The sequence below is a fragment of the Frigidibacter sp. SD6-1 genome, from assembly GCF_030143255.1.
In the GTDB taxonomy this organism is placed as follows: Bacteria; Pseudomonadota; Alphaproteobacteria; order Rhodobacterales; family Rhodobacteraceae; genus TMP-24.
On the sequence record NZ_JARJNR010000006.1, the window covers coordinates 124505 to 139316 of the forward strand.

15 protein-coding genes are annotated in these 14812 nt (G+C 64.8%); 10 read left to right on the forward strand and 5 right to left on the reverse strand.

The window, feature by feature from the left end; all coding sequences use genetic code 11:
• Positions 1–238 precede the first annotated feature (238 nt).
• A complete protein-coding gene (locus P0645_RS12495; RefSeq protein WP_284164924.1) occupies positions 239–529 on the reverse strand; it encodes an I78 family peptidase inhibitor in 291 nt (96 codons plus the stop codon).
• Between the two features lie 75 nt (positions 530–604).
• On the opposite strand from P0645_RS12495, the gene P0645_RS12500 reads away from it, so the two are divergent.
• Both P0645_RS12500 and P0645_RS12505 read left to right on the forward strand, forming a co-directional pair.
• Entirely contained in the window at positions 605–1735 is a 1131-nt protein-coding gene (locus tag P0645_RS12500) for an S-(hydroxymethyl)glutathione dehydrogenase/class III alcohol dehydrogenase (RefSeq protein ID WP_284164925.1), read from the forward strand.
• Between the two features lie 91 nt (positions 1736–1826).
• Positions 1827–2576, forward strand: a complete 750-nt coding sequence (locus P0645_RS12505; RefSeq protein WP_284164926.1) for an NYN domain-containing protein — start codon at positions 1827–1829, stop codon at positions 2574–2576.
• Between the two features lie 10 nt (positions 2577–2586).
• Here P0645_RS12505 and P0645_RS12510 read toward each other — a convergent pair whose 3' ends face one another.
• The 3 genes from P0645_RS12510 to P0645_RS12520 are packed head-to-tail and all read right to left on the reverse strand — an operon-like array spanning position 2587 to position 5472.
• Positions 2587–3861: an L-fuconate dehydratase gene (locus P0645_RS12510; protein WP_284164927.1), complete on the reverse strand. Its 1275-nt coding sequence runs from the start codon at positions 3859–3861 to the stop codon at positions 2587–2589.
• A complete protein-coding gene (locus P0645_RS12515; RefSeq protein ID WP_284164928.1) occupies positions 3858–4712 on the reverse strand; it encodes a fumarylacetoacetate hydrolase family protein in 855 nt (284 codons plus the stop codon). The genes P0645_RS12510 and P0645_RS12515 overlap by 4 nt, the downstream gene beginning before the upstream one ends.
• A gap of 10 nt (positions 4713–4722) precedes the next feature.
• On the reverse strand, positions 4723–5472 hold the full coding sequence (locus P0645_RS12520) for an SDR family oxidoreductase (RefSeq protein WP_284164929.1): 750 nt from the start codon (positions 5470–5472) through the stop codon (positions 4723–4725).
• Between the two features lie 176 nt (positions 5473–5648).
• Between P0645_RS12520 and P0645_RS12525 the strand changes: the two genes are divergently transcribed.
• From P0645_RS12525 to P0645_RS12555, 7 genes are all read left to right on the forward strand, one after another.
• Positions 5649–6710: a dipeptidase gene (locus P0645_RS12525; protein WP_284164930.1), complete on the forward strand. Its 1062-nt coding sequence runs from the start codon at positions 5649–5651 to the stop codon at positions 6708–6710.
• A complete protein-coding gene (locus P0645_RS12530) occupies positions 6710–7915 on the forward strand; it encodes a winged helix-turn-helix domain-containing protein (protein WP_284164931.1) in 1206 nt (401 codons plus the stop codon). Before P0645_RS12525 ends, P0645_RS12530 begins: the two co-directional genes overlap by 1 nt.
• 151 nt (positions 7916–8066) lie before the next feature.
• Positions 8067–9167: an ABC transporter substrate-binding protein gene (locus tag P0645_RS12535; RefSeq protein WP_284164932.1), complete on the forward strand. Its 1101-nt coding sequence runs from the start codon at positions 8067–8069 to the stop codon at positions 9165–9167.
• 107 nt (positions 9168–9274) lie between these two features.
• Positions 9275–10159, forward strand: coding sequence for an ABC transporter permease (locus tag P0645_RS12540; protein ID WP_284164933.1), 885 nt, complete (start codon positions 9275–9277; stop codon positions 10157–10159).
• Positions 10156–10947: an ABC transporter permease gene (locus tag P0645_RS12545; RefSeq protein ID WP_284164934.1), complete on the forward strand. Its 792-nt coding sequence runs from the start codon at positions 10156–10158 to the stop codon at positions 10945–10947. The genes P0645_RS12540 and P0645_RS12545 overlap by 4 nt, the downstream gene beginning before the upstream one ends.
• Entirely contained in the window at positions 10947–11996 is a 1050-nt protein-coding gene (locus P0645_RS12550; RefSeq protein WP_284164935.1) for an ABC transporter ATP-binding protein, read from the forward strand. Before P0645_RS12545 ends, P0645_RS12550 begins: the two co-directional genes overlap by 1 nt.
• An 89-nt stretch (positions 11997–12085) precedes the next feature.
• Positions 12086–12991, forward strand: a complete 906-nt coding sequence (locus P0645_RS12555; protein WP_284164936.1) for a DMT family transporter — start codon at positions 12086–12088, stop codon at positions 12989–12991.
• Here the strand turns inward: P0645_RS12555 and P0645_RS12560 are convergent.
• On the reverse strand, positions 12955–13818 hold the full coding sequence (locus P0645_RS12560) for a MurR/RpiR family transcriptional regulator (protein WP_284164937.1): 864 nt from the start codon (positions 13816–13818) through the stop codon (positions 12955–12957). The genes P0645_RS12555 and P0645_RS12560 overlap by 37 nt on opposite strands.
• Before the next feature lie 128 nt (positions 13819–13946).
• Between P0645_RS12560 and P0645_RS12565 the strand changes: the two genes are divergently transcribed.
• A complete protein-coding gene (locus tag P0645_RS12565) occupies positions 13947–14729 on the forward strand; it encodes an N-formylglutamate amidohydrolase (RefSeq protein WP_284164938.1) in 783 nt (260 codons plus the stop codon).
• Positions 14730–14812 lie beyond the last annotated feature (83 nt).

Below are 14812 nucleotides of genomic sequence, written 5' to 3' on the forward strand. Positions count from 1 at the left end.
CTCACGTGGGGACAGTCGGGCTTTGCCGGAAGCCGCCGCCCGATTTCGGCCATGAAATGACCCGATGGCGGCCGCTTTCCCTCCCGCGAATCGCCGCGTTCGGGCACGAATTTGTGAACAGCGAGAAACGCTAGGTTCCGGCGGAGCGGCCAACAGCCCCCACCCAGTTCGCCCCGTCGGAACCGTCCTCGCCCAGACCCCGCTTCGGCGGGGTCTTGATTTTCATCCGGACCGATGATCAGCCGCATTCGACAGCGCGGATCAGGCCATCGCCGTCGATGGCGATATTGAGCCGCGTGGCGCTGAAATCCATCGTCACCGCCATGCCCGGCTTCAGGAACCGCGTGCCCGCCGGGAAGGTCATCGCGGCCAGCGCGCTTTCGGGCTGGCCCACCAGATGCTGCAGCCCGTCGGCGCCGCAACTCGCCGTATCGGCCCGGCCCGGCATCGGGTCGGTATGTCTCTTCGGCTCCTCAGCCATGCAGGCCCCCATCGGTATCAAAAGTGCGGCGGCGAAAATGACGCGCATCTGTCGTTCCTTTCCTTGCGCGAGCCTCCGGTTTGCGGGAGAGTCGCGGCAACGAGAATATCAGGGAGGCTGAGAATGAGAACCCGTGCCGCCGTCGCCGTTGCCGCCGGAAAACCGCTGGAAGTCATGGAGGTGAACCTCGAAGGGCCAAAGGCCGGCGAGGTGATGGTCGAGATCAAGGCCACCGGCATCTGCCATACCGACGAATTCACGCTCTCGGGCGCCGATCCCGAAGGGATGTTCCCCGCGATCCTCGGCCATGAAGGCGCGGGCGTCGTGGTCGAGGTCGGCCCCGGCGTTACCAGCGTGAAACCGGGCGACCATGTGATCCCGCTCTACACCCCGGAATGCCGGACCTGCCCGTCGTGCCTTAGCCGCAAGACCAACCTCTGCACCTCGATCCGTGCCACGCAGGGGCAAGGGCTGATGCCCGACGGCACCTCGCGCTTTTCGATGCTCGATGGCACGCCGATCCTGCATTATATGGGTTGCTCGACCTTCTCGAACTATACCGTCCTGCCGGAGATCGCCGTCGCCAAGGTCCGCGAGGACGCGCCCTTCGACAAGATCTGCTATATCGGTTGCGGGGTCACGACCGGTATCGGCGCGGTGATCAACACCGCGAAGGTCGAGATCGGTGCCAAGGCCGTGGTCTTCGGCCTCGGCGGCATCGGGCTCAATGTCATCCAGGGCCTCAGGCTTGCGGGCGCCGACATGATCATCGGGGTCGATCTGAACCCGGCCAAGAAGCCGATGGCCGAACGGTTCGGCATGACCCATTTCGTCAATCCGGCGGAGGTCGAGGGCGATCTGGTCGCCCATCTCGTGAACATGACCAAGACGCCCTTCGACCAGATCGGCGGGGCGGATTATTCCTTCGACTGCACCGGCAATGTGAAGGTGATGCGCGCGGCCTTGGAATGCACCCACCGTGGCTGGGGCCAGTCGATCATCATCGGCGTCGCGCCCGCCGGTGCGACGATCGAGACGCGGCCCTTCCAGCTGGTGACGGGGCGCGTCTGGAAAGGCACTGCCTTTGGTGGTGCGCGCGGACGCACCGACGTGCCGAAGATCGTCGACTGGTACATGGAGGGCAAGATCGAGATCGACCCGATGATCACCCACACGCTGACGCTGGACAGCATCAACGAGGGCTTCGACCTCATGCATGCAGGCAAGTCGATACGGTCGGTGGTGGTTTACTGATTGCCACCCCGGCCGTTTTCCCTGACAAGTGCCCAATCCTGTCGGCCCGTCGCACGCGCGGCAGGCCGACGCTGCCTGACAGGGATCCCCCATGGCTTCTACCCCCCGCGACACACCTTTCCTTGCCGTCCTGATCGACGCGGACAACATTCCGGCGCGACATGCGGCGGCGATCCTTGATGAGATCGCCTCATACGGCGAGCCGTCGCTCCGTCGGGTCTATGGCGACTGGTCAAGCTCGGCGCTCTCGCAATGGAAGGAACAGGCGCGGGATCTGGGGCTGGTCATGCATCAGCAGTCCGCCAACACGAAGGGCAAGAACGCCAGCGACATCGGCCTCGTCATCGACGCGATGGATATACTGCATGCGGGCAAGGTCGACGGGTTCGTGCTTGTGTCGTCCGACAGCGATTTCACCCGGCTTGCCAGCCGCATCCGCGAGGACGGGTTGCAGGTGATCGGCATCGGCGAGGGCAAGACGCCGGAATCGCTCCGCAAGGTCTGCAACCGCTTCGTGCTGATCGAAAATATCGTCTCGAGCGCGCCTGCGGTTGCGGCGAACGCCGGGGCGCGGCCGGAAAAGACGTCCGAGACGCCTGCAAGCGTCAAGGAGCCGCCGATGCTGGCCATCCCGCTGATCCGCAATGCGATGAAGAAGATCGACCCCGATCAGGACGATTACGGGCTCGGCCAGATCGGTCAGGCGCTGAGCCAGCTTTATCCCGATTTCGACAGCCGCACCTATGGGGTGGCGAAGCTGAAGGATCTGCTGGGAAAGACCGGCGCATTCGAACTGTTCCAGGACGAACGGAAAGTCTGGCGGGTGCGCGACAAGGCCTGAAAATCCCGCCTCAACCGCCCCTATGGCGATAGGCGATCAGGCTCTCTTCTTTCATCTCGATCGAATAGCCGGGCCGTTCGGGCGGCATGTAGGCCGCATTCCGGATCACGCAGGGGTCGAGGAAATGTTCGTGCAGATGGTCGACATATTCGATCACCCGCCCCTCGCGCGTACCTGCGATGCAGAGGTAATCGATCATGGCGAGATGCTGGACATATTCGCATAGTCCCACACCGCCTGCATGCGGGCAGACCTTCAGCCCGTATTTCGCGGCCATCAGAAGGACCGCCAGCACCTCGTTCACGCCCCCCAAACGGCAGGCGTCGATCTGCACCACGTCGATGGCGCCCTGCATGATCAGCTGCTTGAAGATCACGCGGTTCTGGCACATCTCGCCCGTGGCCACCTGAACCGGTGCGACGCCCTCCCGAATGCGCCGGTGGCTTTCGATATCGTCGGGGCTGGTGGGCTCCTCGATGAACCAGGGCTTCGCGAAGGCGAGCTTGCGGACCCAGTCGATCGCCTCGTCCACTTCCCAGACCTGATTGGCGTCGATCATCAGATGGACGTCCGGCCCGACCGCCTCTCGCGCGATGGTCAGGCGGCGGATATCGTCCTGAAGGTCGCGCCCGACCTTCATCTTGATATGGCGGAACCCCGCATCCACCGCCTCGCGGCACAGGCGACGGAGTTTCTCGTCATCGTAGCCAAGCCAACCTGCCGAGGTCGTGTAACAGGGATACCCCTCGCGTTTCAGCGTGGCGATCCGGTCGGCCTTGCCTTCGGCCTGCTTCGTCAGGAAATCCAGTGCCCATTCGGGAGTGATGCAATCGGTCAGGTAGCGGAAGTCGATGCAACGGACGAGGTCTTCGGGCGACATGTCGGCCACCATCTGCCAGACCGGCTTGCCTTCGACCTTCGCCCAAAGGTCCCAGACCGCGTTGACGACCGCCGCCGTCGCCAGATGGATCGCGCCCTTGTCCGGCCCGATCCAGCGAAGCTGGCTGTCACCGGTGACATGGCGCCAGAACCGGCCCATGTCCTCGGCGATCCAGCCCATGTCCAGACCCACCACCAGATGCTCCATCGCCCTGATGGCCGCGCAGCAGACCTCGTTGCCGCGCCCGATGGTGAAGGTCAGGCCATGGCCCTCGTGCGCCCCGTCGGTCGCAAGGATCACATAGGCCGCCGAATAGTCCGGGTCGGGGTTCATCGCGTCCGATCCGTCCAGATGCCGCGAGGTCGGAAAGCGGATGTCGAGAACCCTGAGCCCGGTGATTTTCATGCGCGGACGACCTTCTGAGTCTGGACCCCCAGCCCTTCGATCCCCAGCCGCATCACCTCGCCGCCCTTCAGATAGACCGGCGGCTTCTGCCCCATGCCGACACCCGGCGGCGTGCCGGTCGAGATCACGTCGCCCGGCTGCAGAGACATGAACTGGCTGACGTAATGGATGAGGAACGGCACGTTGTAGACCATGGTCGCGGTCGAGCCGTTCTGGAAGCGGCGGCCGTCGACCTCGAGCCACATCTTCAGCGCGTCGATGTCGCCCGCCTCGTCGGGCGTGACCAGCCAGGGGCCAAGCGGCCCGAACGTGTCGCAGCCCTTGCCCTTGTCCCATGTGCCCGCGCGGTTCATCTGGTAATCGCGTTCGCTGACGTCATTGGCCACGCAATAGCCCGCGACATGCGACAGCGCGTCGGCCTCGTCGATATAGCGCCCACCCTTGCCGATCACGACGGCAAGCTCCACCTCCCAGTCGGTCTTTTCCGATCCGCGCGGAATCTCTACATCATCGTCCGGTCCGACGATGGCCGAGGTCCATTTGTTGAAGATCACCGGCTCCGGCGGCACCTGAAGGCCGCTTTCGGCAGCATGGTCGGCATAGTTCAAGCCGATGCAGATGAACTTTCCCACCGCGCCCACGCAGGGGCCAAGGCGCAAGTCCTGCTGCGGCGTACCCGCAACATGCGGCAGCGCCGCAGGGTCGAGCGCCGCGAGTTTCGCAAGCCCCGCAGGCAAGAGCGCCGGACCGGCGATATCGGCCACATGCGCCGACAGGTCGCGCACCCGGCCCTCATCATCCAGAAGCCCCGGTCTTTCCTGCCCCTTCGGGCCGTATCGCAGCAGTTTCATGTCTTTCCCCTCAGATCGTGACGCCGCCATCCACCAGCGATGCCTGCCCGGTGACGAAACGCGATTCCGCCGACAGAAGGAAGACCACGAGCGGTGTGATATCCTCGACCGTCGCAAGCCGCCCCATCGGCTGACGGGCGATGAAATCCTTCTCTGCGGCGACCGGATCGGCGGCCTGCGCGATCCGGCCGCGCAAGGACGGCGTATCGACCGTGCCGGGGCAGAGCGCGTTGCAGCGCAGCCCCTGTTTCACGAAATCGGCGGCGACGGACTTCGTCAGCCCGATCACCGCCGCCTTGGTCGTGCCATAGACGCAGCGGTTGGGGAAACCTTTGATCGACGAGGCCATCGAAGCCATGTTGAGGATCGATGCGTCGCCGGTTTCACGGGCGCGGTCCAGCATTCCGGGCAGGAAAGCGCGGATCATGCGGAACATCGAGGTCACGTTCAGGTCGACCGAAAAGTCCCAGTCGGCATCGGAGATCTCCATAACCGTCCCATGGTGAACGAAACCCGCGCAGTTGAAGAGCCCGTCGAGCGCGGGCAGCCGCGCTGCCAGCGCCCGCACCTGACCATCGTCGCGCACGTCGAGGACGGCGGTCTCGATCCCCGGCACCTCGGCGCCCAGCGTGCCGATCGTCCCGGCATTCACGTCGGTCGCGATCACCCGCGCGCCTTCGCGGGCGCAGGCGATGGCGCTGGCGCGGCCGATCCCCTGCCCCGCCGCGGTGATCAGGATGGTTCGGTTCTGAAGGCGCATGGAATCGGGCTCCCGCAGCTGGCATGTTAGTTGGCACCCTGACCACATGCCGCCGGGGGGCGCAAGTCGAAACTAACATGTTAGTTTCACATACTGCCGCCGGAACCGCACGAACCTGCCTTGCCGCCGCGCGGGCTTTGTGCAACCCCTTGGCGAAACCACCCATCAGGTGCCCCATGATCCCGGTATTCGACGGCCATAACGATCTTCTCCTGCGCTTCCATCGCGACCCGGGCGGGCGCGACGCGATCTGGTCGGGCGCCGAGGGCAAGGGCCATCTCGACCTGCCGCGGATGAAGGCGGGCGGGTTCGCGGGCGGATTCTTCGCCGTTTATGTCCCTTCGCCCGCAGACGCCGACGCGCTCGACTGGGCCGCTATGGACCGGTTGATGGAGAACCCGCCCTTCGTGCTTCCCTTGCCTGCACCGATTCCCTGTGCCGCCGCGCAGCCGGTCGCACTCGACATGGCGGGCCATCTGATGGCGCTGGAACGGACCGGCACGCTGCAGGTCTGCCGCACCGTCGCCGATATCCGCGCGGCTATGGCCGCGGGCCGGATCGCGGCGATCCTGCATATGGAGGGTGCCGAGGCGATCGACGAAGACCTCGTGACGCTCGACCTGTGGCATGCGGCGGGGCTGCGCTCCATCGGTCCGGTCTGGTCGCGCCCGACGGCCTTCGGCCATGGCGTGCCCTTCAAGTTCCCCGGCTCGCCCGATACCGGCCCCGGCCTGACCGAGGCGGGCAAGCGGCTTGTGCGCGAATGCAACCGGCTGAAGATCATGATCGACCTCAGCCACATGAACGAGGCGGGCTTCAACGATGTGGCGGCGCTGTCGGACGCACCGCTGGTCGCCACCCATTCGAACGCCCATGCCGTGACGCCCTCGACCCGCAACCTCACCGACCGGCAGCTGGCGATGATCGCCGACAGCGACGGGATGGTCGGCTTGAACTATGCCACCGTCTTCCTGAACCCCGAGGGGCGGCGCACGCCCTTCACCGGCTGGGACCCGATCTTGCGCCATCTCGACCATCTTCTCGAAAAACTCGGCGAGGATCGCGTCGGGCTCGGATCGGATTTCGACGGGGCGGAGATGCCCGCCGATCTGGGCGATGTGGCGGGCCTGCCGCGGCTGCTGGAGGCACTTAGCGCCCATGGTTATGGCGAAGCGCTCGTGAGAAAGATCGCGCACGAGAACTGGCTCGCGCTCCTGACCCGCACCTGGGGCGGCTGATGGCTCTGGCGCGGATCGACAACCGCGCGGCCCGGCGCCTGTTTCTCGACCGCCACGCGCTGGCCGAACAACCGACCGGCCCTGCCAAGGGCGCCGACCTTCTGACGCTGATCCGGCGGCTTGGCTTCGTACAGGTCGACAGTATCAATACGGTCGAACGCGCCCATCACATGATCCTCTGGGCGCGGCGGCAGAGCTACCGGCCCCGGAACCTCAAGCCGCTTCTGGAACGCGACCGGCTGCTCTTCGAACATTGGACGCATGATGCCTCGGTGATCCCGACCGAGTTCCTGCCGCACTGGCACCACCGTTTCGCACATAATTACGTCACCATCCCCGAACGCTGGAAGGACTGGCAGGGCACGGCCTTCCGCGAGAAGGTCGATGATGTGCTCAAGCAGATCGAGACGCGCGGCGCGGTGTCCACGGCTGACGTCGGCGAGGGCGAAGCGCGCAGTTCCGGCGGCTGGTGGGACTGGAACCCCACAAAGGCGGCGCTGGAATATCTGTGGCATTCGGGGCGGCTTGCCGTCTGCCGCCGCGACGGGTTCACCAAGCATTATGACCTTGCCGAACGGGTATATCCCGCCTGCCCCGGGCCACCGCGTGCCGAGACCGTGGATTGGGCCTGCCGCGCGGCGCTCGACCGGCTCGGCTTTGCGACAAGCGGCGAGATCGCGGCCTTCTGGGCGAAGGTCTCGCCCGAGGAGGCGAAGGACTGGTGCGCCCAGGCGCTGAAGCGCGGCGAGATCGAGGAGGTGCTGATCGATTGTGCCGACGGCACCGCGCGCCGGTCGTTCGCGTTTCCGGGCCTCGCCGAATCTGCCGCTACGGCACCCGAACCGCCCGACCGGCTGCGCGTTCTGTCGCCCTTCGATCCGGCGCTGCGCGACCGCAAGCGGGCGGTCCGGCTCTTCGATTTCGACTATCGGATCGAGGTGTTCGTTCCGGCCGCGAAACGGCGCTACGGCTATTATGTCTTTCCGCTTCTGGAAGGCGACAGACTGGTCGGCCGGATTGACATGAAATGCGCGCGCGCCGAAGAAACTCTTGTTGTTTCAGCGCTTTGGCCCGAGAAGGGCGTCCGTTTCGGCAAGGGCCGCCTTGCGCGGCTCGAGGCAGAGCTTGAGCGGCTCGGCCGTTTCACCGGCTGCCCATCCATCCGCTTTCAGGACGGCTGGCTCAGGGATGAAAAGGTTTTGTAACAGAAATGTAACAGCCCCGTTGCAAGTCGCCCGAAACCGGGGTTAGGTAGGTCAGCTTTTCTCCGGCGCTTCGCAAATCTGTCATGCGGGACCGGTAAGGCGAACGGGAGTCCGATTAACGGACCCAGACCTCACAACGGGAGCACATATGATGTCCAAGAAGATGGTCCTTTCGGCGAGCATCGCCGCGCTTCTCGCCTCGACGGCGGTGGTGCAGGCCGATGCGATGGCCGATCTGGAGGCCGCCGCCAAGGCCGAAGGCATGCTGACGACGATCGCCCTGCCGCACAGCTGGTGCGGCTATGGCGATGTGATCGCCGGCTTCAAGGCCAAATATCCCGAAATCGCCGTCAACGAACTGAACCCCGACGCAGGGTCTGCCGATGAGGTTGAGGCGATCAAGGCGAACAAGGGCAATACCGGCCCGCAGGCGCCCGACGTCGTCGATGTCGGCCTCGCGTTCGGCCCGTCGATGAAGGAAGAAGGCCTTCTGCAGCCCTACAAGGTCTCGACCTGGGACGAGATCCCCGACAGCATCAAGGATGCCGACGGTTACTGGTATGGCGACTATTACGGCGTGATGTCCTTCATCGTGAACAAGGATCTCGTCGCCAACACGCCCGCCGACTGGGCTGACCTGATGAAGCCGGAATATGCCGGTCAGGTCGCGCTTGCGGGCGATCCGCGCGCCTCGAACCAGGCGATCCTCGGCGTTCTTGCCGCGGGCCTGTCGAAAGGCGCCGCCGCCGGTGAAGCCGCGGGCAATGCCGGTCTTGAATATTTCGCCGAACTGAACAAGGCGGGCAACTTCGTTCCGGTCATCGGCAAGGCGGGCACGATCGCCCAGGGCGCGACCCCGATCACCATCGCCTGGGACTATAACGCGCTTGCCTGGGCCGACGAACTTGCCGGCAACCCGCCGGTCGAGATCGTCGTTCCCTCGACCGGCGTCCTTGCGGGCGTCTACGTGCAGGGCATCTCGGCCTATGCGCCGCATCCGAACGCGGCGAAGCTGTGGATGGAGTATCTCTATTCGGACGAAGGCCAGAACCTGTGGCTGAAGGGCTATTGCCACCCGGCGCGCTTCAACGCCATGTCGGCCGCGGGCAAGCTTGACGCCGACGCGATGGCCAAGCTGCCGCCTGCCGCGTCGTACGAGGCCGCCTACTTCCCGACGCTCGACGAGGTGAACGCCAACAAGGCCGCCGTCACCGGTGGCTGGGATAGCGTCGTCGGCGCCAACGTCCAGTAACAGGCCATAGCCTGACAGTCGCCCCGGCCCGGACCACACCGGGCCGGGGTTGCCATAACAAGAATTCCGACCAGCTCGGACCTCACCTCGACCGGGACATATCCTTCATGACCGATACCGCCCCCGCCAGACCAGCGCGGCCGCGGCGCCTGCCCCTGACATGGGTGGGTCTTGCGCCCTTCGTGATCTTCGCGCTTCTGTTCCTGATCCTGCCCACGATGAATATCGTGATCGGCGCCTTCCAGACGCGCGACGGGTCGTTCACCCTGCAGAACCTGCGCGACCTCGGCACCGGCACGATCCCCTCGTCCTACTGGATCTCGGTGAAGATCTCGCTCGCCTCGTCGCTTCTGGGCTGCCTGATCGGTTTCGGCATGGCGGCGGCGGTGACCTTCGGCGCGGTGCCCCGCTTCATCCGCGGCCCGCTGATGACCTTTTCCGGCGTCGCCTCGAACTTCGCGGGCGTGCCCTTGGCCTTCGCTTTCCTCGCAACCTTCGGGCCGGTCGGCCTGATCACGCTGTTTCTGAAGAACAATTTCGGCATCGTCCTGCAGCGTGACCTTGGGTTCTCTATCCTCAGCTTCTGGGGCCTGACGGTCACCTACCTCTTCTTCCAGATCCCGCTGATGATCCTGATCATCACCCCGGCGCTGGAGGGGCTGAAGAAGGAATGGCGCGAGGCAGCTTCGGTTCTTGGCGCCACGAGCCTGCAATATTGGCGCATGGTCGCGCTGCCCATTCTCTTCCCCTCGCTTCTGGGCACGTTCGCGCTTCTCTTCGCCAACGCCTTCGGCGCCGTGGCGACCGCCATCGCGCTGACGGGGTCGGCCCTCAACATAGTGCCGATCCAGCTTTTCGCGCAGATCAGGGGCGATGTCCTTGGCAACCCCAACCTCGGCTATGCGCTGGCCTTCGGCATGATCGTCGTCACCGGCATCGCCAATGTCCTTTACATCTGGCTGCGCATTCGCGCCGAGAGGTGGCTGAAATGAGCCTTTATGCCCGCCTCACCGGCTGGATCGTCCTCATCTTCGGCCTGCTTTACTTTTTTCTGCCGCTGCTTGGCCTCTTCGAATTCTCGCTGAAGGCCCGCCGTGGCGTCTATTCGCTCGACGCCTATACCAAGATCATCGGCGATGCGGAGTTTCAGGCGACCTTCGGCTATTCGGTGGTGATGGCGCTGGTCACCATCGCCATGGGCGTGCTGCTCGTCGTGCCCACGGCCTTCTGGGTCAGGCTGAAGATGCCCTGGGCACGCCCCTATGTGGAGTTCATCACGCTCTTGCCGCTGGTCATCCCCGCAATCGTCATCGTCTTTGGCTATATCCGGCTTTACAACACGTCGAGCTGGCTGCCGATGACAGGTACGACCATGGGCACCAACCTGCTGCTGGCCTTCGGTTATACAACGCTGGCGCTGCCCTACATGTACCGCGCGGTCGATACCGGGCTTCGCACGATCGACGTGGCCACCCTGACCGAGGCGGCGCAATCGCTCGGCGCCGGTTGGATCACGATCCTGTCGCGCGTCATCCTGCCGAACGTGCTGGTCGCGGTCCTGTCGGGCGCCTTCCTGACCTTCGCCATCGTCATCGGCGAATTCACGCTCGCCGCCCTTCTCGACCGCCCGGCCTTCGGCCCCTACCTGCAACGCATCGGGGCCAACAAGCCCTATGAGCCCTTCGCGCTTTCGGTGATCGCCTTCGCCATCACCTGGGTCTGCATGGGGCTCATCCAGCTTGTCACCCGGTTCTCCAAACATACGAAAGCTGCACGCTGATGGCCTTCCTCGAAATCGAACATCTGGAAAAGAGCTTCGGCGCCACCCGCGTCGTGAAGGATTTCAACCTGTCCGTCGAGAAGGGAGAGTTCATCTCGCTTCTCGGTCCGTCGGGCTGCGGCAAGACCACGGTCCTGAGGATGGTCGCGGGGTTCGAGGTGCCGACATCGGGCAATATCCGCATCGACGGCAAGGATGTGGTGAACCTCAAGCCCAACCAGCGCAATATCGGCATGGTCTTCCAGGCCTATGCGCTCTTCCCGAACCTGACCGTGGCCCAGAACGTGGCGTTCGGGCTGAAGGTCGCGGGTGTCGACCGGGCAGAAAGCGACAAGCGCGTGACAGAGATGCTGACGCTGATCGGCCTGCCCGAGCTTGGCAACCGCTATCCGTTCCAGCTGTCGGGCGGCCAGCAGCAGCGCGTGGCGCTGGCCCGGGCGCTTGCGCCGCGTCCGCGTGTCCTTTTGCTCGACGAGCCGCTCTCGGCGCTCGACGCCAAGATCCGCGTCTCCTTGCGCGAAGAGATGCGCGCGATCCAGCAGCGACTGGGGATCACCACGATCTTCGTGACACACGATCAGGAAGAGGCGCTGTCGATGTCGGACCGGGTGGTGGTGATGCATCAGGGCATCGCCGATCAGGTCGGCACGCCGCTCGACATCTACAACCGCCCCGCCACGCGGTTCGTGGCCAATTTCGTTGGCACGTTGAACGTGATGGAAGCCGATGTCGTCGACCCCTCGACCGGGCGCGTGAAGATTGGCGGGCAGGAGATCACGCTGGGCCGAGCGGTGCCGCCGGGCAAGATCACCCTCGGCTCGCGGCCCGAGATGATCAGCCTCGGCGCCCGTACCGGCCGGGAGACCGCGTTGAAAGGCACGATCACCGAGGTCCATTTCCTCGGCTCGGTCATTCGCGGCCGGGCCTCGGTCGGCAAGGATGTGGTTTCCTTCGATATGTTCAACGATACCGGTCGCGCGCCGCCGAAGGTGGGCGAAGAGGTTTCGCTGTCGGTCGCGGGTCAGGATCTTCTGGTTATCGGCGACTGAGCCCATTTGCGACATGAAGCGCCGCCGACGGATCAGATATCCGCTCTGGCGGCGCCGATCCTGCCCCGAAGGGTAATCCGGGGGGACATGTGTCGGGGCTGACCTACAGACAGGGCGTTCTTCTGGTCGTCGGTGCCGGATTCATCTGGTCGCTCAACGGCCTTCTTCTGCGCATCGTCGGCGATGCGGGCACCTGGCAGGTACTTTTCTACCGCTCGCTCGGCATGGTGCCCGTCCTGTTCCTCTGGATCCATCGGCGATCCGGTGGCCGCCCGTTCGCCTTGATCCGCGCCGGGGGGCTGGCGGTCCTTATCGGCGGACTCGGCCTCGTCGTCGCTTTCTCCGGCGCGATTTTTTCGATGCAGACCACCACCATCGCCAATGCGGTCTTCCTGTTCGCCGCCGCGCCGCTTCTGACCGCGGCACTCGCCTGGCCTGTCCTGGGCGAGCGGGTGGGCCCCGGCACCTGGGTCGCCATCGCAGTCGCCTCGGTCGGGGTTTTCGTGATGGTGCGCGAGGGGCTCGCACTTGGCGAGGGGATGGGCAATATCGCGGCCCTGGGTTCCGCCGCCGGTTTTTCCGCCTTTACGCTCACGCTCCGCAAGGCGCGGCTGAGCGAGATGACACCGGCGGTCCTCACGGGCGCGCTCCTGTCCATCCTCGTTGCGGCGGCGGTTGTTTCATTGCGGGGCGAAAGCCTCGCCCTGCCCCTGCGCGGCTGGTCGGTCTCGATGCTGATGGGCGCCGTCACGATCTGCGGTGGCATGATCCTTTTCACCGCCGGGACCCGCGCCATCCCGGCCGCCGACGCGGGCCTTCTGGCGCTGGTCGAGGTAGTCCTCGCCCCGGTCTGGGTCTGGCTCTTCTGGAACGAGACCGTCAGCGCAGACACCGCGCTTGGCGGGGCGATCCTTCTGGCGGCGCTTGTCCTGAACACCGTTGCCGCCCGGCGCCAGCGTTACTTGCCCCTCCGGAAGAACCGCGAACGGGCATAAAGCTCTTCCAGTCGCCGCATCCGGGCCTGCGTCTCGTCCCAGGTCAGGTTCTCGGTCGCGGCCAGAAGGGTTTCCAGAAGCAGTTGGATCGCCACGGTCGAATCCCAGGCCGATGGCGCCTCGACATGGGCAGACAGCCGGTGGCGGGCATGGGCGGCGGCGGGCGAGACCCATTGATCGGTGATCAGCACGACCTCCGCCCCCTGCGCGGCGGCGGCCTCGATCAGTTGCAAGACGTTGTTCTCGTAGCGCCGAATGTCCAGCGCCAGGAGCACATCGCCCGGCGCCATGTCGATGATCGCGGGCAACCAGGCATTGGCGCGGTCCGAGATCAGGCTCACATCGCGGCGGATGACCTTCATATGGGTCACGAAATAGTCGGCCAAAGCATGGGTGATCCGCCCGCCCATCGCAAAGATGCGACGGTCCGGGTCGGCCATCAGCGCCGCGATCGCGTCGAACTCCGTCTGGTCGATCTGCGCGAGCGTCGCCTGAAGGTTCGCCACGACCGCATCGGCGAAACGGTTGAGCATATGGGTCTGCGGTACACCGCCCGCCCAACGGTCATGCTTCATCAGGGGCGAGATCAGCCGTTCCTCGACCTCGGCGCGCACAGTGATCTGAAAGTCGGGATAGCCCTTGAAGCCGAGCTTCTGCGTCAGGCGCACCACGGTCGGCGTCGATACTTCCGCTGCCTTGGCAAGCGTGGTGATCGAGCCAAGCACCGCCACCGGATAATTGCGCATGATATGGCTGGCGAGTTGCCTCTCGGCCCGGGTCAGCTCGTCGAAGGCCGCCTTGATCTGCTGCTCAATCGTTTGCTTCATTCGCCCGCCACCCTTCCGCAATCGTCTTAGAAAAGATCGTAACAGAAAATTTCTGCCGGGAAACATATTGACAGTCCTGTGCCAACATATGACCGTGGCGGCCAAGACCCGGGGGACTTCTGCCGCACATGAGTGTTTCGCACAACAGATTTGACGCGCCGGTCGCCGTTGAGACCCCCGGCGGCGAAAGCGATGTTCTGATCGTCTGCGAACATGCCTCGAACCATTTTCCCGATACGTTCGGCACCTTGGGACTGAGTGAAGCGGAGTGCGCGGCCCATATCGCCTGGGACCCGGGCGCGCTTGGCCTTGCCCGCGCCCTGTCCTCGCGACTTGATGCGACGCTGGTGCGTGCGACCGCCTCGCGGCTGATCTATGACCTCAATCGCCCGCCGGATGCGCCGGGCGCGATGCCCGCCAGAAGCGAGATTTTCGATATCCCCGGCAATGCGGCGCTGGATGCCGCCGAGCGGCTCCGGCGAACGCAAGCGATCTATCTGCCTTTCCACGCCCGACTTCATGCCGAGATAGCGGCGCGAATCGCTGCCGGGCGCCCGCCAGTCATCGTCACGATCCACTCCTTCACGCCGGTCTATTTCGGCAAGCAGCGCGCGGTCGAATTCGGCGTCATCCATGACGCCGACCCCTCGCTTGCCCTCGCCACGGTCGAGGCCGCGCGCGCCCTGACGGATTTGCGCGTCGAACTGAACGAACCCTATTCCGCTGCCGATCAGGTCACGCATACACTGCGCCTGCAGGCCACCCCCTACGGGCTGAGGAACGTGATGCTGGAAATTCGCAACGACCTGATCGCCACACCCGGCGCCGAAGCGGCGATGGCCGACAGGCTCGTCCCCGTCCTCAGGCGCGCCATGGGCGAATTGCAGCGAGGCCGTCATCGAAGCGCCTGAGCAAGGCTTGACTTCGACATGACGCAATACATTCGGACGAAGCAACGCCAGAAGGCGGCTTCGCCAGAGAAGGGGAGAAACTG

Bases quoted from the DNA above. Each gene is read 5' to 3' on its own strand.
- P0645_RS12495 (WP_284164924.1), bottom strand. From the start codon at position 529: ATGCGCGTCATTTTCGCCGCCGCACTTTTGATACCGATGGGGGCCTGC.
- P0645_RS12500 (WP_284164925.1), top strand. From the start codon at position 605: ATGAGAACCCGTGCCGCCGTCGCCGTTGCCGCCGGAAAACCGCTGGAA.
- P0645_RS12505 (WP_284164926.1), top strand. From the start codon at position 1,827: ATGGCTTCTACCCCCCGCGACACACCTTTCCTTGCCGTCCTGATCGAC.
- P0645_RS12510 (WP_284164927.1), bottom strand. From the start codon at position 3,861: ATGAAAATCACCGGGCTCAGGGTTCTCGACATCCGCTTTCCGACCTCG.
- P0645_RS12515 (WP_284164928.1), bottom strand. From the start codon at position 4,712: ATGAAACTGCTGCGATACGGCCCGAAGGGGCAGGAAAGACCGGGGCTT.
- P0645_RS12520 (WP_284164929.1), bottom strand. From the start codon at position 5,472: ATGCGCCTTCAGAACCGAACCATCCTGATCACCGCGGCGGGGCAGGGG.
- P0645_RS12525 (WP_284164930.1), top strand. From the start codon at position 5,649: ATGATCCCGGTATTCGACGGCCATAACGATCTTCTCCTGCGCTTCCAT.
- P0645_RS12530 (WP_284164931.1), top strand. From the start codon at position 6,710: ATGGCTCTGGCGCGGATCGACAACCGCGCGGCCCGGCGCCTGTTTCTC.
- P0645_RS12535 (WP_284164932.1), top strand. From the start codon at position 8,067: ATGTCCAAGAAGATGGTCCTTTCGGCGAGCATCGCCGCGCTTCTCGCC.
- P0645_RS12540 (WP_284164933.1), top strand. From the start codon at position 9,275: ATGACCGATACCGCCCCCGCCAGACCAGCGCGGCCGCGGCGCCTGCCC.
- P0645_RS12545 (WP_284164934.1), top strand. From the start codon at position 10,156: ATGAGCCTTTATGCCCGCCTCACCGGCTGGATCGTCCTCATCTTCGGC.
- P0645_RS12550 (WP_284164935.1), top strand. From the start codon at position 10,947: ATGGCCTTCCTCGAAATCGAACATCTGGAAAAGAGCTTCGGCGCCACC.
- P0645_RS12560 (WP_284164937.1), bottom strand. From the start codon at position 13,818: ATGAAGCAAACGATTGAGCAGCAGATCAAGGCGGCCTTCGACGAGCTG.
- P0645_RS12565 (WP_284164938.1), top strand. From the start codon at position 13,947: ATGAGTGTTTCGCACAACAGATTTGACGCGCCGGTCGCCGTTGAGACC.